Source organism: Algibacter sp. (assembly GCF_039977455.1).
In the GTDB taxonomy this organism is placed as follows: Bacteria; Bacteroidota; Bacteroidia; order Flavobacteriales; family Flavobacteriaceae; genus Algibacter_B.
In genome coordinates, this window is the sequence record NZ_JBDWDG010000022.1 from 1 (window position 1) to 20,469 (window position 20,469).

General features: G+C 35.6%; 11 protein-coding genes. All 11 read right to left on the reverse strand.

The genetic code is table 11. The annotated features are described in order from the left end of the window. The coding region (locus ABJM36_RS09030) for a carbohydrate-binding protein (protein ID WP_348451136.1) at positions 1-2,641 on the reverse strand (2,641 nt) is incomplete at its 3' end. Next, positions 2,641-4,413, reverse strand: a complete 1,773-nt coding sequence (locus ABJM36_RS09035; RefSeq protein ID WP_348451137.1) for a right-handed parallel beta-helix repeat-containing protein — start codon at positions 4,411-4,413, stop codon at positions 2,641-2,643. The genes ABJM36_RS09035 and ABJM36_RS09030, both read right to left, overlap by 1 nt. Positions 4,414-4,596: 183 nt before the next feature. Continuing rightward, a complete protein-coding gene (locus ABJM36_RS09040) occupies positions 4,597-6,093 on the reverse strand; it encodes a sulfatase-like hydrolase/transferase (RefSeq protein WP_348451138.1) in 1,497 nt (498 codons plus the stop codon). Between the two features lie 23 nt (positions 6,094-6,116). Next, positions 6,117-7,970 (reverse strand): arylsulfatase, encoded by a 1,854-nt coding sequence (locus ABJM36_RS09045; protein ID WP_348451139.1) that lies wholly within the window; start codon positions 7,968-7,970, stop codon positions 6,117-6,119. Positions 7,971-8,007: 37 nt separating this feature from the next. Then, complete coding sequence (locus tag ABJM36_RS09050) at positions 8,008-10,965, reverse strand: DNRLRE domain-containing protein (RefSeq protein ID WP_348451140.1); 2,958 nt, start codon at positions 10,963-10,965, stop codon at positions 8,008-8,010. A 260-nt stretch (positions 10,966-11,225) separates the two neighbouring features. After that, positions 11,226-13,277, reverse strand: a complete 2,052-nt coding sequence (locus ABJM36_RS09055; RefSeq protein ID WP_348451141.1) for a carbohydrate-binding protein — start codon at positions 13,275-13,277, stop codon at positions 11,226-11,228. 192 nt (positions 13,278-13,469) lie between these two features. Next, positions 13,470-14,921: a hypothetical protein gene (locus ABJM36_RS09060; RefSeq protein ID WP_348451142.1), complete on the reverse strand. Its 1,452-nt coding sequence runs from the start codon at positions 14,919-14,921 to the stop codon at positions 13,470-13,472. 19 nt (positions 14,922-14,940) lie between these two features. Then, positions 14,941-15,855 (reverse strand): hypothetical protein, encoded by a 915-nt coding sequence (locus ABJM36_RS09065; RefSeq protein WP_348451143.1) that lies wholly within the window; start codon positions 15,853-15,855, stop codon positions 14,941-14,943. 2 nt (positions 15,856-15,857) lie between these two features. Continuing rightward, positions 15,858-17,291, reverse strand: coding sequence for a hypothetical protein (locus ABJM36_RS09070; RefSeq protein ID WP_348451144.1), 1,434 nt, complete (start codon positions 17,289-17,291; stop codon positions 15,858-15,860). Between the two features lie 31 nt (positions 17,292-17,322). Beyond that, entirely contained in the window at positions 17,323-18,696 is a 1,374-nt protein-coding gene (locus ABJM36_RS09075) for a DUF1080 domain-containing protein (protein ID WP_348451145.1), read from the reverse strand. 122 nt (positions 18,697-18,818) lie between these two features. Further along, positions 18,819-20,453, reverse strand: a complete 1,635-nt coding sequence (locus tag ABJM36_RS09080; protein ID WP_348451146.1) for a hypothetical protein — start codon at positions 20,451-20,453, stop codon at positions 18,819-18,821. Positions 20,454-20,469: the final 16 nt, after the last annotated feature.

Genomic DNA, 20,469 nt, shown 5'->3' on the forward strand with positions numbered 1-20,469 from the left:
AATCAATATTGAGTTTCTGTAAATCATTTGTAATAACGCCTTGTTTATTTACTCGTCCACTAATATCAAAAATGGTATATTGATTGAATTTCGAATTTGGCATAAGCACCGTTAAATTATTTGATACGGGGTTTGGGTAAACTTCAACATTTTGTTTTTCAAAGTTTGTGTTTGAAAGTGAAGCGTCCTCGCCATAAACCTCAACCTCGGCTAAGGTTATACCATTATCGGAGGTTTTTGAAATTCTTACCACACGACCAATTACTCCGCCAGTTTCTATTGTTAATAATGGGTTTGGGTAATCTGTATATAATTGACTAAATGTTACGTCTCCATTGGCATCTTTCACTTCAACGGTAAAATTATTTAGTCTTTCACCATAATTGCTTCCTGTTCTATTGTAGATATTGATGGTTTCTATGTTATAATTTACCTGTAAATCTACTTGCCACCATTTAAGTGTATTTGATCCAGCAGTTCCATTTTCGGTATGTGAAACAGATCCATTATTAAAATTACCATCTGTGTTACCATCAATAGCCAATTCCGGAGGGCCGTTATAGGCCGTCGATGACTGTGTAGCAATACTACCGTTTGAAGCTAAAGCAAGATTGGGTATTGAAGGTTTAGCCTCCACTGTATTGGATTTGGTTAAGTTTGATGAGGCATCGATTAATTCTATCCAGTAAAAATAAGTTTCTCCATTATTAACTGAAGTATCTGAATACGTAGAACCAGTAACATTTTCGGCTATTAGGGTTTTTCCTGTTTCACTAAAATAAGCGTTTCTGTAAATGTTTTGAGTTACGGCTTCTATGTTTTGTGCAGTCCAAGTTAAATCAACTGTTTTGTTAGATGTTTCTGCATTAAGCGTTACTGAAGACGGTGCAGCTTGAAGCTGAAACCAATTTACATTAAATAAACTGCCAGAAGCTCCAGAAAAAACGAAATATAAATCTTGTGTCCCCGAAAGTTCTGAAATATTTGTAGTTACGGTTTCCCAATTTTGTAGACCGTCGGTATTTGCAATTGTTAAGGATCCAATTAAAGTTCCTGTTTCACTTCCTGTTCTAAGCTCAATATTCCCACCAGCTGTATTTGAAGATACTCTAGCATTAAACTGAGTTACGCCTTCACTTAATTCTACAGATTCAAATTTAAGCCAATCGCCATTTTCAATACTCGTTACATTATCTGTGCCTTCTGTACTTGCCTCGGTGGTTACACCTTGCATGACGCTGTAACATTCTGCTTCAATTATTGAGGTTTGAGGTAAGGTACAAACATCAACAGCATCTTCAGTTACATTAAAGATGAAACAACTCATGCTTTCTTCTCCTATTGTAGGTATAAATGTATTTCCTGATGCAGGGTAAGATGTTGTTACTCCTTCAATTGGTGTATTGTTTGTCCAATAATGTGCACTTACCTCACTTGTTATAGTAGATTGATCTAAACTTATGGGTAAGGTATATGCTGTATTACCTTCATTAATAACCCACAACACCATTTTATCATCTTTTCTAAAGGTAATTGTATAAACATTGGATGCATTATTTACAGTAGAAGTAAGATACGTATGATTTAAAATATTATTAGAAAATTGTTTCATCATGTAATACCCTCTAAGCCGTCTACCTTCTCCGTTAGACGGAAAATAAATTGACCTAGTTTCCTTATTGATTCCGCGAGACCAAATCTCAAAATAAACCTCACCACTTAAACCAGCCTTGTACCTTTCGGCTTTTTTAATGTACTCATCAATTTGCTTAAACATTGCTCTTTCTTCACCATAGGTAGGCGATCCACTTCCTGTACTGGTTTCATCATCATACATAGGTTTTCCTAATGCGACTGCCTTTTCTGTAATTTCTACCCACTTTTCTGGCCCTAGATTAGAATAGTTGTGGCTACAAAAACCGGTGTATAAATCTTTTGTTCCTAGCGATTCTACATCTTTTAGATACGTTAATCCTGCCGTTATGCTCCAGAATCCTTGATCGATAATTACAGGCTTCTCAATACCACGTTCATCTAACTCGGCATATAGTGTGTTAATAATATCTTTGGCTTCAGATGCTCTTACATGCCACATCCATTCTTTTGCTGTAGATAACATTGAAATTGCCACACCTTGCTGGCTCATATACTCGCAGTAATCTGCTAAAAACACCCCATACTTTTCAACATTTGTTGCCTTAGAACTATAAGTATGTATCCAATCTGGCATATTATTATCGTCGCCGTAACCATCATAATCGGACCTCATGGTAGCAAAAAACTTAATATCAGGATTAATGGCCTTAATGGCTTGCATAGTGGCAACTTGCTTATTATAAAACGACCAGTTTTTATTACCTTCTGTTAATTCTTGATTTTTGTCGTATTGAACTCTACAAACGTTAAAATTGATATCCCCGAAACTCCACTGTAGAATATCGCCTTTATTTTGAGCACTTTGAACGGCCGAAGCACTACGTTCCATATCACCTCCAATCATATCAATAGTTTGCCTGTAATTGGTAGAATTTATTTCAATGGATTGACTAAAAGCCGTTACGCTAACCATAAACAGCACCATGTTACAAATCAATGAATTAATGAAGTAAATTGATTCTTTACCTTTAATAATAAGTTTCATTATTTCTTAATTAGTTTTTTTGTAACGGCACGTCCTTCTTTTAAGATTTTTATAAAATAAACTCCATTATTTAAATGACTAATATCTATTAATTGGCTATTTTGAATAACAGCTACGGTTAAAATTTCTGTACCTAAAACATTATAAAGGGCAACTTTTGCTCCAATAGCATTAACCAAATAAACTTCATTATTTGCTGGGTTAGGAAAAACTTTTATCTGTTGCGTTTTTTTAGAATTACTTTGAATTGATAAACTTTCATCAGGTGAAGCTTCTGCTGCATTTGAATTATAATTGGTTGAGTTTTCGTCCGTAACCTTTATCCAATACCAATATGTAGTTCCGTTAAGTGCGGTATTATCGGTATATGTTGATCCCGTTACACGGTTGGCAAGTAACTGCCTACCGCCAGGGTCTGAATCGGTATCTCTAAAAACCCCTTGAATACCCGAACTCCCAAGAGTTATTCCTTCCACAAGCCAATCTAATGTAACTTTATTACTTCCTGCTGTTGCTGTTAGAGTTACATTTGGATCTGGGTCTGGCTCTACCATTGCGGCATCCGAATTTACTGTAATGGTTTGACCTTGCACTTTAATCCAATACCAATACGTGGTTTCCGCTGAAACCGAAGTATCGGTAAAACTTGTACCACTTACGTTACTTGCTATTAACTGTCTGCCACTAGGGTCTGAGTCTGTATCTCTAAATACATCTTGTTTTACTGGTGTTATATTGTTATTACCCCAATCTAGTACTACTGTATCATTTTGAAATCTAGCTGTTAGACTAACACTTGGAGCATCACTATAGGTGCAAATAACCGAATTGTCTGAAATATTTAATGCCGATTCTACTCCTGATGGCAAATCGTAATCCGCCCCACTAACGGAACCATTTCCGTAAGAATTATTATCAATAACAGAACCCGTGGCATTATTCAACGCTCTAATTCCGTCCTTTCCGTTGTTTGAAACACAATTACGTCTAATATCTATATTAGTGGTAACCACACCTACCTCGGCATTGGCAAAAACACCAACATCTCCATTATCCTTAACTACGCAATCGTGAACCAAATACCCATCGGTAACAGCAGCTCTTATACCTCTAAAGTAATTCCCTGACATTTCACAATTGTACACTTTAGTATCCGAACTGTAAGAGATATTGATTCCATTAGCTGAAGTGGAATTTAAAAATTTACTATCTCTAACTTCTGCGCCGTATACTCTTCGCAAATACATATTATGCGCAAAACCTTCTTGTCCTGCTGTACCATTTTCTTCGAACAGACAATCTTTAACCAGTAAATTTGTTGTTCCCTTAATATGAACACCCCAACCCGTTTTATAACAATGAACATTTAAAATTTGAACATTATCATGCTCAACATTATCATTGGCTGTAATTTCTATTCCTCCGCCATTTGATGCATTTGTTCCTTCTATAGCAAGGTTCTGGATTACTAGATTTACCAACCCTTCAGAATCATGAATAATCATTTTCATGTTAACTGTAGTTTTAAGCAAACTTGCCCAATTACCTTCGCCTTGAAGGGTTATGTTGCTTTTCATTCTTACAGGTGTAGTAATATTGTGAGTACCTGCTGCAAGTGTTACCGTTCCACCGCCACTAGCGGCAACGTTGTTAATAGCTGTTTGGATGTTTTCTCCTGGCTGAACTGTTTCATCTAGCGCCCATATTGATGCTGATAAAAAACAAAGTAGCCACGTTAACCTAAAAGTTTTTAAGTAATTATTTTTTTTCATATTTAAAGTTTGTTTAGTTGTAGCTAAAACTATCAATCTATTAAAGATTTGTCTGTAAATTATGATGCTTTGTTTTGAAATTATCACTCATATCCACTTTAAACTATAAAAATCATAGAAATAAAAAGTGCTGCATCCTAAATATTAGAATACAGCACTTTTAAAATTAATAAGATTACTTTATTAATTGATTTGCGGTTGATCCCACAAACGATATGGATCATTATAAGTTTGCATTTGCTCTAATAACAACGCTTCCATTTCAGCCAGCTTATCGGCATATTTTGGATTATTTGCCAAATTAGTTTCCATCTCTCCGGTTTTACCATGCTCTGGTAAATACTCATTAGGATTTTCAGCTAAATTAAATAACTGCGTTTCTCTCACAGCGCCATCAAGGACATCGTATTTTATAAGTTTCCAATCGCCTTTTTTAACTGTACGCATCCCTGGTTTTGTTCCTCCGGCATATACACCATACATAACATCTCTCATGGTTTCTTTTTCTCCTTTTAAAACAGGCACAAAGCTTTTTCCCTCAACTGTTTCTGGCGCTTCAATACCAGCTAAATCACATAATGTTGGCAATACATCTAATAAATAAACATTACCGTCAACACGTTTACCTGCAGGCAAATTGGGCCCTGTTACTATAAAAGGTACACGCCATGTATGTTCGTAAAGATTTTGTTTTCCTTGTAATCCATGACGGCCAATTGCCATGCCATGATCGGCTGTATAAATAATATACGTATTATCTAATTCGCCCATAGCTTCAAGTTTACTTAATACCTTTTCTAATTGAATATCGATATTTTCTGAACATGCGAACTCTCTACCTAATTCATTTCTAATGGTATTTTCATCTCTATTTTCCCAAACACCACTAACTCTTACCTCATCTCTTAAATCTAGATGACCATGATGAAACGGATGTTTCTCCAAATAATTTGGTGGTAATTGCGGTTGCTTATCGTTTAACGGTGGTAATGAGTTTTTATCTTTATGATTTATAGCACCATATTTTTCTAATAATTCTGGTGTTCCATTACGGGTATCGTGCGGATGAGAAAAGCCGAAATATATAAAGAAGGGATCTTCTTCTTTTCCTTGCTCTCTATCATCTAAATAACTTAATACTTGTTTAGCATGCCAAGCGCTACCTGTTTCCTCACTTCCCCCACGTTTGGTAGCATCCTTAACCACCGTAAATTGTCTGTTGGCTCCTGGATAAGAATTTCCTTTTTTACAAGTTCTCATGGTTTTATAACCCGCTCTATTAAATACAGCCCCTATAGTCTGCTCGTCGATTTCATGCGGATCGGTTTGCTTTTGAAACTCTGCACTAGGTGGTAAATGCCATAACGTACGCCCACTCATTATCATGTGGCGAGACGGTGTACATACGGCACCATTCATAGATCCCATATGCCGTGCTTGTTCAATAACAATACCTTGACTTGCTAACTTACTTATAGTTGGTGTTTCTAAAATTGAATTAGGATCGTAGGTCTTTAAATCGAATGGTGATTGATCGTCCACTAGCACAAACAAGAAATTAGGTCGCTTTGTTTCTTTTTGCGATTCTGCTTTAGTATCTGCTTTTCCTTTACAACCTGTAACGGCAAGCAATAGTAATCCAAAAGCAGAAAATAGTATTAAATCTCTATAGTTTTTCATTTATTTTAATTTATAAGTTCAGGTTAGTTAAGTTTTTCGACAGTGGCATAATAAGCTCCGATTTCCACACCATCTTCTAAAGTAAACCATGTTTTAAAATGCGTTTCACCTTTTTCTAATTCAACTGTATATTCCACATATTCTGCTTCTAGATCGACTGCTTTAGACATTTTGATATTTTGAATTTCGATTCTAGAATTTTTTATAACTAAAGCCTTGGATTTTTTACTTGGCGTAACACTTGTTCCTTCAAGCGCCGGACGTAAAGGTGCTTTTGCTCCTAATGCTAAATTTGTTTCTGCTGGCCATCTACGTAATTTTAAAGTGTAGGTTCCTGGCTCTTCAACTTTTACACGCCAAAACCCATTGTTTACTTGCCCTGTTCTAATATGATCTTGTTTCCAAGGCGTAAAGGTTTCGCTATGCCAATCATGACAAAATAATGTTGTTGGGTTTTCTGCTTCGTTACCAACAATAAAATATGGCTTTTCTACAAAAGTTGGCGATATTTCGGCCCACCACTTATCATAAGCAGCTTTATAAGTTTCCACTTTTTCAGGATATTGATCTGCTATATTTGTACGTTGTTCTGGATCGGTATCTAAATTATACAATTCTGTTCCTTCAACCAATCTCCAATTTTTATGCATTAAAGCTGTTCTTTTCCAAGGCACTGGATCTGTAGAAAACTGTGTGTTTACATATACTATTCTATCTTCAAACTTAGAATTATCACCCGCCATTAAAGGCACTAGACTTGAACCATCAAACTTTAAATCTTCTTTAAGCTCTAATTCACATAAATCTACCAAAGTTGGAAGTATATCGTAATGAGCCGTTAAGGCATTGATATCTTTACCTACATTAATACCTCCATTTTTCCAATGAATATAGAATGGAACACGATGTCCCCCTTCGTACATACTTGCTTTTACCCCACGCATTCCAGCATTATTACCTTTGGCAATAAAACCATCCAATCGGTCTTGACCTTCGCCCATTTTATTTCCTGCTGCCGAACCATTATCTGCAGTAAAAATTAGAATGGTATTATCCATTAAATCAATAGAATTTAAGTATTCGACCAAATTACCAAGATTTTCATCAATATTTGCAATCATGCCATAAAAGGCGGCATTTGGAATATTATCGTTATCCTTATATGGAGCAGAATATTTATCGTCTACCCAATACGGCGAGTGTGCCGCATTAGTAGATAAGTAACAAAAGAATGGCTTATCCTTTTGTTTACCAATATATTGTTTTGCATTTTCGAACCAGACATCTGTACAATAGCCTTCAAATTTTTCTAGTTTACCATTATGCACGTAGGTATCATCAAAATAATCATTATCCCAATAATCCATGGTTTGCCCTATGCCACCACCATTATTCATAAGCACCTCATCAAAACCTTTGTCTTGCGGGCGAAATGGGTAATTATCACCTAAGTGCCATTTACCAAACATTGCTGTATTGTATCCGTTTTCTTTAAAAACCTGTGCCATAGTTTTTTCTCTTTCAAGAATAAGCGACCTACCTTTAATAGTAAAAAACACTCCGGTTCTGTAATTGTGATGTCCCGTCATAAACGCTGCACGCGTTGGTGCACAAGTTGGGCTTACATGATAATCTGTTAAACGTGTACTTTCATTGTATAATTTATCAATGTTTGGAGTTTTAATCCATTCGTTTCCATGAGCTGCTATATCTCCATACCCCACATCATCGACCATTATTAGAATAACATTTGGTTTTTGATTAGTAGTTTCATTGGCCGCTACTTGTTCCTTTTTATCACCTTTACAACTTGATAACAGCAATAGACAAAGACAAGTAAAGCATAGATTAATAGTGTTTTTTAAATTGAATTTCATGAAGTTAAATTGAGTTTATAATCTTTTCTATGTAAAATTACAGTTTTATTATTTTTTTTGAAGCGATATTTGATCCGTTTTTAACCATAAGCACATAAACGCCGGTATTAAGTTTTGAAACATCTAGGTTTACTTCTCCACCATTAGGACTTACTTCCATTAATTTTTGACCCTGTAAACTATAAAGTGACACATTCGTTTTATGGTCATTAAAGTTAAATGATTTTAATAATGATACCTTTAACTCATTTGTAACAGGGTTTGGGTAAAGTTCTATACATTGAGAAATATCGTTAACACTTAAAGACTCACTAGAATACTCTACCACCAACACAGGTGCAACACTACCTGAGTCATATTCTTTAGACCGGAAATCAACACCTTTTGCACTAGCTTCTGGATCTACGGGATCTTTAACAACTACAGTTATTAATTTATCATTACTATATTCTTGAGCTGCATACGAAGAAATATCCCATTCATTCCAACCTGAATTTGTTGTTATACGAGCGCGTTCATTTTCAAATGACGGCCTATTATTATAAGTAATTACATTTTCTTCCCAACTATCATCTGCTACATCATAAATACTTCGAGAAAATTTAAAAGTTGTCCTTTGGTATATTCTAAGTTTGGCAGATATTATTGTTCCAGGAACACCACTTAAATCGAACTTTAAATACCCAAAACGACCAGATGCCACTGTTACTATATTATCATCGGAACCATAATTATTATTGGCATTCCCTGCATCTCTTACATAGGTATCGGCTAAAACATCCAAAGTCATTGTTCCTTCAACGGCATCAACCACGCGTAAATCTTGCGACACACTAGGTGCGGCATTAAATGAAGCATCTCCAGCTTGATTAGCAGTAATGGTTACTGTTCCTGCGCCTACAACATGCACTTTTCCGTCTACAATGGTTGCCACAGCTGGGTTTGAAGTGGTATAGCTTACTGGTAATCCTGAGCTTGCAGTTGCTTCGGGGTCAAAATCTGATGTTCCTACTACTTTATCTGATATTGTAAAAAATTGAATAGATTGGTCGCTTTTAGCAATTCCTGTTTTGGCAATTGAAAAACTATCTAATTTAAAAGCTTCGGAAGTTCCATTAAACATGATTTTGAAACTTTGAACCCCTGCATCTAAAAGTAGGTCTTCAGCAATAGTATATGTTTTCCAATCGAAATCGTTCGTTGAATTTGGTGCTCCAAAAGGTACTTCTATATCTCCTGTTTTTTCCTCGCCACCAAAACTAAACTTCATGGTTCCACCCGATTGAGATGCAGCATAATTAATATTTATACTATAATAAGCTCTTTCTGAAACCGAAATAGTATATGTAAGCCATTCACCCGCTTCTATCGCTGAAATATGATAACCGCCATCTATATTATTTTCAACATCCACACCATCAAAAGTTCTATAAGCTCCACCACTATTGGATGCACTTAAATCATGATACACACGACCTTCGCCGTTTTGAATAGGATCATAATCGAAATTTTCAGCTTGAATGGTAGTTTCTGTAAAATTCATGGCATAAACGGGTAAATCATTAGTATCGAACCCAGAAATAGGATCGCCATAACAATATACAGGACGACGTGCAGTAAGTGCGCCCCATCCAATTGCATCGTTAGTCCAACCTGCTGCTTCGTATCCTGAAACCTCAATGGCTTTATCGCGAGCACGCGTGGTCCAAAGTAAATCTGCTTCAGCTTTTAAACCTCGCCCTACATAATGCGCTACAGGCATTTCAAACACTGGCCTAATACCAGGAAAGTCTCCTCTTCCTTCTGGACTTATAGCTTTAGAGTACCAACGCCCTGTCCTATCCATACGTTGTATAAACTCTCCCGATTCAACGGTTGGCACCCATGGTGTTGATTGATCGCTATAGGTTTCAATAGCAGACACATTGTATTTCATGTTATACTCCAAACCTAGCAATAGTCTATTGTCTGTATGCCCATACAAATCCTCGCCTTGATTCCATGCCATTTCTGCCATAGACGTTAACAAACCTATACCAAAAGCAGTATGTTGTTGATCTCTAGAACTTTCTTGACATTGCCCGTTTTCCCAAATGTAATTAGTCATGACCTCATTATAGCCATAATCTTCTTGCGAATACCCTCTTGTAATGCTATAAGTATCTGCATACTCGCTGGAATCTGTAATATTATCGCTGGTATTTGGACCTGCTGGATAAGGTAAATCGTCAGCCCTATGTGTAAGCCCTTTTATGTAACGTAAAGCACGATCGTACATAATTTCGTTATCCAAAAATATCCCCATGGCCATAATAGTTCTCCATCCCGATAACCCTTGATTTCCATGACGAATAGGATCGCCTAAATAAGATTGCCAATAAAAGGTTCCGTAGGTTCTAGACACGCCCGATGGCACTTCGGTGTTAGAATAATATGGAAAGACCAACATATCTTCAAACTTGTTTCTGTCTACTTCTGTCCAGCCTGTATAAGTATGTTTTATAATTTCGGCAGCTTCAATCATAATATAAGCTACACCACCACTTAAAGCGGTAGTACCATTACTTGTTACGGCTTCAAGATTTACCCAAGCATTAAATATTTCAATGGCTTTATCGGCATGTCGCGAATCACCTTCAACATACCATCGTAATGCATTGTAATAGGCCGCTCTAATATCGCTATTCCATGCGCCATAATTAACGTTATTATCTCGACCTAATTCTGTAAATGAAGGATCGCCTTGAACTACATAATTATAATTTGACTTAGGATCGGACACCATTTCCTGATAAGATGTGTACCAAGGATCTATTTGCGCCTCGACCATGGCTTTTATTCTATCTAAATCTGATTTTTTATGAGTGATTCCTGGATGAACGAATTGTGCATTAACAAATCCGATTATTCCAAAAAACAAAAAAACAAACCAAGTAAATTTATGTTTTAATATTTGCGAAATCTTCGCCAAAGGATTAGGGATTTCTAGTTTCATAATAGCTTAATTAGTTAGTACTTTTATTTTTAAATAAAAATACATCGAAGCTAAAAAATGACATATAAATTATGATTCGTTTTCTATCAATTATAGCCTATAATTAAATCTAACGGCCATAAGTTGCATTTGGAACCTGATCATTAAAACAATAAACTCTTAAAAGTAATAAAAAACATTATTACTTTTAGGAGTTTATTTTATCTCTTCTTCTTTGTGAAGTACTATTAAAATTTTAAATAAATTAGTTAGAATCCGCCCTAAAGTTTAACTACCTTTTTAGTAATCACATTAAACTTATCACTCACTTTTAGAAAATAAATACCATTTTGTATATGAGATACATCTAGCGTTGTTTTTTTACTATTTTGAGGTTTTACGGCCAACACTTCTTGACCTGTTATGTTGTATAAAGTGATTTTAGCCTGACTTATATCTAGCCCTGTATTATTTAATGAAACTGTAATTTCTTTACTTGCTGGATTAGGAAAGATGCCCAGATTAACAGCCAAAACATTTGAATTAACGGATAACGACTCTTCAGAAAAACTAAACCAATTTATGTTAAAAATAGAACCTGTTCTTGCGCTTTTAAACACAAAATAAACATCATAAACACCTTCAGTAAAACTCGGAATATCTACAGAGTCTGTTCCCCAAGATTGCCATCCTCCTCTATTGCTTACAGGTATAGTTGCAATTAATGCCCCAGCTACATCATCTAAACGCACTTCAATGGTTCCGCCATCGTATTTACCTGCTGTTCTAGCATGTACCGATTTAATACCATTTAAATCAATGCCTTCAAACTTCACCCAATTTTCATTATTAATATAACCTAGATTTAAACCACCTTCAGCACAGGCTTCTGTTTGAACTCCATACATACTATCGTAACATTCACCCTCCATTAATGCCGCTGTTTTGGGGCACACATTATTAATATCCTCGCAATTTTCAAACGTAGTTACCGTATTGTTAGTTCCATTATCCGTTACCATTCCACCTCCACAACTATAAATAGTATTTCCGCTTGTGCCCGCTTCAAGAACAATATTATATTCTGTTTCGTTTATAATGGTTGAATTATTACCCGTTACTACAATAGCACGCTCTTCTTCGGTATCAATAGGTCCTTCTGTACGATGAAAAACAATATTATGTCCACTACCCTGAACATCCACTAAATTATGAGGCCCCATGGCATGTGGCGAAGGTATTATGGTCCATTCTATATCCATATTATTTCTACTCAACCTAAAATCAGATAATGGAGCATAAGCAAAATTCCCACTAGAACTAGTAATAGTACCTCCAGTAGGCATATTAAAGTTGGTACTCCCACAATCGATAGCCGTAGAGTTGGTTACAGAACAATTATTACCTAAATATAAACGAATACCGCCTCGCATTTTTTTAACTGTACAATTCTCAACAGTCACACTTCCTGTTCCTGTATATGATCTAATACCATCTTCACTAAGTGAAAACACCTGATCTGTTGGAATGGGCTCTACATCAGAACTAAAAGGCATCTCATAATCAGTATTAGATGTTTCTGGCAATTTATAGTCTGATCTATATGGAAAAGAATTTGGATCGGTCTCGTTATACAAATCTGCATATGCACGAACACGACCTTCTACTAAAGTATTTTTAATTAGTGTTTCGTCGGCATCACCTTGCATATAAATACCATGACCAAAAGCTCTCATTTGCACTTCAACATGGTCTAAGGTATTTCTTGGGCCATTAATCAATAATCCACAACGTTTATTCATGCCAAATGTATTGTATTGATTAATACCATACATGCTTCCATAACCATAAAGATGAGAACCGCGTACCGTTAATTTAAGACCATCTACTAAATTGTCTGTTCCAGAAACCGTCATAACTGCCGCTCCTTTAAGACCATATGCTAAGTTTGCTGAATCTTGGTGGTATGCCACGAAATCGGTTATTTCGGTTAAACCATTTCTATAGGTATCTTCAATCTCGCCACCATTAATTATGTTATTATTACCAGTTACAAGAATATACGATTCACGAATGCTACCTACAGGAACTTCTATGTGAACATTGGTTAAAGTAATAGTATTGTTTGAACCAGAGAATGTAATAACCCTTGATCCACTTGCTAAATCTTCTAAGTTATAATTTCCTGCTTGTAACGTAATGTCTTGATTGCTATTAGCTATAGCTGTTTTAAATGCAGCCAAAGAGCTAACCACCGTTTGCGCATTACTATTTTGATACATGGATAACAAAAAGACTACCATTACTATTTTAAGTAATTCTGTTTTTTTCATAATTCTAGTTTAGTTAAATGAAGTTTGTTTAGCTTAAATACATTGAAATAATTTGTAGTGATTGGATACTTATAATATTCAACCTCCACAAATATAAATTTTGAAGAAAGCAGTTTATATAAACTATAGTTCTTTAACTATAACACATGTACGCTTTCATTAATAATAGTTATAAAGTCTTGTTCTGTACTATTATTTTTTTAAAATGTTTTCTACAGTATTCATTTCACCTAGATTAGTGACATTCCCGAAGCTTTCAATGCTATTATGTTTAGACATATCACCAATAATAACTGGGTATTCTGTTTCATTTTTAATCGAAATATTTGAGGCTTGATATGTTTTGTTACCAAAATGAGTATTAAAATTCTCTTCATAGCCTTCAGGAACTCCTGGATAACTGGTGGTTAAAAACTCAAAACGCGCCTTATAACCAACTACTATTGGCCTTAGCATATTATCAATTTGGCCCTTATATTTTGCTCGTTTTAGCGTTATATTATGACCATGCCCTTTTATTGCAGCAAACACATGATTACCAACAGCGTGTGGCGCTGGCAATACCGTAAGATCTATTTTTTGATTTGAAACTTTATCAAAATGCATATAAAGCAATGGACCATAAGCTGCATTACCTTTACAATTAATCAACTCGCCGCCATTATTTAAAGAATATCCTTCTACAACACAATCCAAAACTGTACTATTACTCACTTTAACATCTCCTTTTGCCATATAAAGTTTTATACCGCCACGACATTTAACCACTTTACAATTTTCTACAGTTACCGATCCAGGAATATTATAGGCTCGTATGCCATCTTCGGTGAGGTTAAACATAACATCTCGCGGAATAGGCAACCCTTGCATTTGACCTAAAGGCATTTTAAAATCGAACCGTTTTGGTAAATCGCCATTGTTAGTTTCAGTATACGTATCGTTACTTGGGCGTACCGCTCCTTCAATATACGTGTTTTTAATAAGTGTTTTATCGGCATTTTTCTGCATATAAATAACATGACCAAATGCGCGATGTTGAAACTCGCAGTTATCCACTGTATTCCCGACCCCTGTAATTAATAAAGCACAGCGTTTATCCAAACCCGTGGCATTACTTCTACCAATACCGTACATATTGCCATAGCCATATGGAAACGATCCTCTTACCGTTAACTTTATACCTTCAATGGTGTTTCCGTTGCCCGAAACTCTAATATTAGCACCACCTTTAAGACCTTTTGCTAAGGTTTTTCTGTTTTGATTGTAGTTACCAAAATCAGTAACTTCGGTCATTCCATTTTGATAGGTATCTTCAAAAACGCCACCTGAAAGTTTATTGTTAGACCCAGTAAAATTAAAATGAGCATCCTTACAAGTGCCCACAGGAAAATTAATATACACACCTTTAAGATTAATAGTATTATTAGAACCCGAACACACAATACTTCTTTCATCCTCTGGCAATTCGGTAATGATATAATGACCAGGTTTCATTACAATATTTTGATTACTGCTTTTAACAGCATCTTTAAGTTCTGCAAGAGTAGACACCTGTATCTCTACCTGCTTCATTTCATGGATATCTTGAAACGAAACAAACAGTAACACGGGCATAACGATTATAAAAAGTATTGTAGACTTCATTATTTATGTATACCTTAAATTATTTTAAAACGGGATTTTCCATAATTTCTTTAGCAAGCTCCGGATTTGTTTTTTCAATACCAGTGAATAAATACACCACCATACCTGCGTCTGAAGGATCGAAATCACCTTTTTTAACACAAGTTTCTAATCTTGTATAAAGCCATTCCCAAGCGCCCTTTTTGTATGCTTTATTGTTTCTTGCCTCTGACGTTTTTATCCAATCGAATTTTTCTTTTGGAGCTCTTAATCCTTCATAATCATTACGACCATTTTGATCTGTAATATGAATACAATTTAAATTCCCGCCTTCTTTTCCCAAAAAAGCAGCCTTAATTTCTTTAAACGTCCATCCCGAATGGGTATCCCAAAACTGTTTATGTGGCTTATCACTATGATTATCGTTCCAACCGGAATGCGAAATAAGACTTACATATTGTCGTTTAGACACGTCGGCACGATTAATAGCTTCGCCAACTACCTGCATTGGTCCCGCAGCAATAATAATTAAAGGATTTTCTTCTGAAGATTTATTGATTTCATCTCGCAAAGCATTATAAGCAACCTCAGCATTATCAACAGCACATATAAAGTTTGTATTATTAAAACCAAACCATTCGCCACCTTTCAAAGCGCTTTCACGCATATGTTGATAAGAATTTAAACCCGATTTTGAAGTTGGATGATCTTGATTACTACCCCAAACATGATCGCTATAGGTATAAAGCACCAAATTATCTTGAAGTCCTTTTGCTGCTACTAAAGCCAAACTTAATGGTGTTGCAGCCCAATCGTCATGATCATGCTCATTCCCATCTGAACTAATGGCGATTCTTCCTTTCCCTTGCCAAACAGGTGTTTGTGCAAAAACATTCGCCATATTAAACATAGAAATAATTAATCCGCAAGTAATAATTAGCTTTTTATTTTTCATGATTATTTAATATGTTTAATGTTATTATTAGTTCCTAAATCTGAAACTTCACCCATAGATTTACCTGTTACATTACTACTCTTAGCAGATAGAAATATTGGATAATTAGTTAGATTATTTATCTTGAAACTACCGCCTCTAAAATCATTTTGATTCGGGAAATTGCCATTTTTTAAACGAATATTGCCTTTATCGCCACCAACTTTAATACGCAATCCTTCTTGCACTGCTTCATCTGTACCACGCAATGTAATATCATGCCCACTTCCGCCTATATAAGCTACACTACCGGAGCCATTGTAATACGGGTCTGTTGCTGGAATTATTGTAATATCGGCATTGTAATTTTTATCGTTCTCATAAGTGGAAGAATACACTGGTCCGAAAGCACAATCGGCCTTACAATCTATCACTGTTCCCGATGCTAAAGAATAACCATTTTCGCAACCAATAATGGTACACCCCTCAACATATTTCTTTCCTTTGGCGTGTGCCAATGTAACACCCGTACGCATATATTTTATGGTACAATTTAATACCGTTGGGTTGGATGTCCCTCTTTTATAAACCTTGCCATCAATTATAGTTTCGCCAGCATTATAAGCCCTAATTCCAGCTTCACCGGTGCTTAGCATATAACCTTTTGGTAATTTATAGCCCCAAACGGTCATAAAATTAACATCGAAAGCTGGACCAGAAGTTTCTGCCAACATATCGTCGGTTTTACGAACTTCACCTTCAACTACACAACCTTCAATAGTTGGGTTACTAGCAGCTTGTGTAAAAATACAATGCCCGTAACTTCTGTGAATAAACGTTGAGTTTTTAAGATGATTAGATTCCCCTCGAATAAGGCATGCACTGTGTTTTTGATGTTTTATTACCACTTTACCACCTTTACCAAAAGCATCGCCATAACCATAAGGAAAAGACCCTTTTGTAGTAACATGAAACCCTTCAATTCTGTTATGAGCGCCATCCATAACAATATTAGTAGCGCGCCTTGTTGGAGCATCGTGAACCGATCCATTATCGACCATGGTTAAATTTTTAAGCACGTTATTATTACCAATAATTTGAAGTTCATTAACTTGATTCTTACCAAAGGACTGAAGCACTTTAGTATCAATACTTATGGTTACATCGGTAAAATCATAAGTACTATTATTACCTTCAAAAAGAAGTAACACGCTACTGGTGTTTTTTAACTTCATTTCTTTTTTATACAATCCCTTCTTTACATCGGCTACTGTTATGGTATAAAAGCCCGGTGCTAACGTAACCTCGACATTATCCTTTTCTAAAAAAGGCATTAATTCACTTAATGAATTTACTGTGGTTTGGGCATTTATATTAGTTAAACCAAATACAAAAAACAGCAGCAAAAACATCTTAGCCACTTTATAATTATAGTTAAACGCACTTTTAATCTTCATAACAACTCTTTTTTATTATTTATTTTTAAACCTAAAGTTCCTTAATTTTTATTTTTCTATAAATCACTTCTGCATATTCAGCTTGCAAAGCTATAAACCCTGATGTAAGAGACAAACCTCCAAAGGTAGCATTTGTAATTTCATTTATTAAAATACCATTTAAATAGTATTTAGCCGAGTTTCCTCGAACCTTCAACAACACCTTATTCCACCCAGGTTTCTCTTCATCTGTCCACTTTTTTGAGGTACTGTAATCTCTCTTTTTAATTTTTATAATTTCACCGTTTTTTAAAACATCGGAATGCGCTCCTCTAATATTCCATAAATCGCCACAATCTCCTTCTTGTATTTGATATTCCAAACTTGGTGGCCACGCATAAGTTCCAACTGGACAATGATACAAAAGACCTGCATCGCGTATTTTTTCTAAACGAGGTTCAAAGCGGCGTTCGCCCCATTTAAATTCGAATTTTAAATCGTAGTCTTTATAAGCCTTTTTTGTAACAGCAATACCATAAGGTGCTGCGGTTTTCTGCCACTTGTACATGGCCTTAAATTCTTTTCCGGTAAACTCAAACATGTTGTTTCCTTCCTCTTCGGTAGCATTACCATGAACTATAAAATCATAATTAGGACCTGCTTCTTTGGTGTTTTCAAAAAGATTAACCCATGTATTAGGTTTAGATCCCCTTATAGGATTCAAATCTCTTACTCTAATATTCCTAAAAGCCACTGGCCCGTGCCCACCTTGTAAACGAAACGGTGCTCTAGCAACTTCGGTTTCCGATAATGTCCCTTTGGTTGGCCCAGATAACTCAATATTTTCATGAATTATCACGCCATTAAGAATTACTTTATCAAATTGAGCATTCTTTATTTTTTCGCCTTTAGCATTGAATTTAGCTGCCTTAAAAATCACATCTAAATCCTGCCACTCACCAGGTGCTTTACTAGCATTTGTTCTTGGTGCAAAACCACCATAACCTCTTTCTGCCTCTGGTTTACTTTCATCCCAACGTTGTTGAATGCCTCCACAATCGTAAAAAGTAAGATCTGTTGCTCCCCAACTATCGAAAAGTTGAATTTCATATCTACTTTGAATGTAGATTCCAGAATTAGAACCTTTTGGAAGCAGGAATTCAAGGTGAAGTTCAATATCTTCATATTCTTTTTTTGAAACCAAATACTTTGCCTTACCATCTGCTCCATTTACAAAAACTCCATGGCCTTTTGTGAAAAGCAACTTTTCAGGGTTTAAAGGGTCTAGTTTAACAGACTCCACCTCAACCCACTCGCGATTAGATGGTTTAAATTCATTTAATGACTTTAGGTTAATTTGCGAAAAAACGGAACTTGTAAAATTAGATATTACAAGAAGCAGACATATTTTTAAGTAAAATTTCATTTTAATTATTTGTTTTTTCTCCTTAATTCAACTCTTTAGCACTTATTAGAATAATTACTTCGGTCTAGCAACTATGCAAATCACTTAGTACTTCCGTTATTAATATTAAGAATAAAGCTTATTTAATTTACTTGCTCTATTAATACCAAGCTCCAAGGCGACAATTCTCTATCGATAGATACAACACCATTGGCATCAGCAGTGAACACTTCTGTTTTTAGGTTTTCGGCAAACTGCTTCATCACTTTAATTTGCTCACGTGTTGGAGGTTCTGGCTTTCCTAGTTTTTCCCAGTAATTATAAATGTTTCCGTGGTCTTTATCCAAAGTTTCTAATTTAAACTGTGTACCCGGTTTTAAATCCGAGAGTTTTAATGTTAGCTGCCTTGTTGTTCCGCGCTCGTATTGATCAATTTTTCTAATACTTGATGGCACGGCATTATAATGATCTTCTGGGTAGTTATAGGCTAAAGCCACTACTTTTCCATCACCAGAATTACGACTCACGAATAAATAATCATTTTTAAACAGCTTTTCATTACCTAATTGGTTTAACATATGGTATGCATGGTAGGATGGTTTTACTAAACCTTGGTAATTAATCATACCAAAACCACCGTGAAATATACTTTCTCCTCCTCCTTTTTCTTCAAAAATATCGGTAAAAGTCCAAAACGCTAATGAATTGGTTAAGCCAATACAATCTAAATTCACTTTGGTAATATAAGCTGCTGGAGGTAAAAAGTCGTGCATAGCATCTCTACTGTTAGGGCTAGTATTCCACTCCGTTAAATGTATTTCAGCATTTGGATAAGCACTATTTTTGATGGTTCTATTCAACCATTCAATATCATCTTTGGTTGAATTAACATACCTCGAAAAATCCTTTCCTTTTCCCGTAGTAGGGTTAAACGGATAATCAGTTGGATAAGGGTGTGTTGACACAAAATCTACCGGAAGTTTTTCCTTTTCGCAATACTCTAAAAAGTCTACAATCCAAGAACCCTTCCATTCTAAGTCGTTAATATTATCGGCAGTAAAAGTGATTAAATCGCCACTTCTACTTTCTACTTCTCCATCGTAACGTCCATCGGCCACAAAATTACTACTTGAAGGCCCTCCTACTTTTAAACGCTCATCCACAGATCGTACTGCTAAAACAGATTGCTTATACAGTTCGAAATACTGCGATTTAGTTCCATCAAAAAAGCCGTAATGCAGATTCGGCTCGTTCCAAACTTCAAAATACCAAGTTAACACCTCGTTAATACCATAGCGGTCTACACAGTGCTGCGTAAAAGCTTCAACTAAATTATACCATTCGTCGAATTTAGATTCATCTGGCGTAATATTAGCTTTCCACCAGAATTGGGTTTTACTATTTTCGGCAGCTAATGGTGTTGGAAAATAGGCTAATTCTACAAACGGACGTACGTTTAAATCTAGCATTCTATCGAATAAATCGTCGATATATTGCCAGTTGTACGTGTACTTTCCGTCCTTTTCAAAAACAGGGAACATGTCGTCATGAAAGATTCCATGAAATCGCACAAATTCGAATCCGCAATTTTCTTGAACCTTTTCCAATTGCTCTAACCAACCTGCTCGTAAACCTTCATTGGCACGACCTGCCCCCACGCATTTACTCCAAAAATGTTCAAATTTTTCGCCTTTGTCTTTTGAACTTACGGAAATATCTTGGGCAAAGACGACTCCTGTATGTGCCACTATTAGCACTAGCAATAATACTTTTTTCATAGTTAAAGGTTATAGT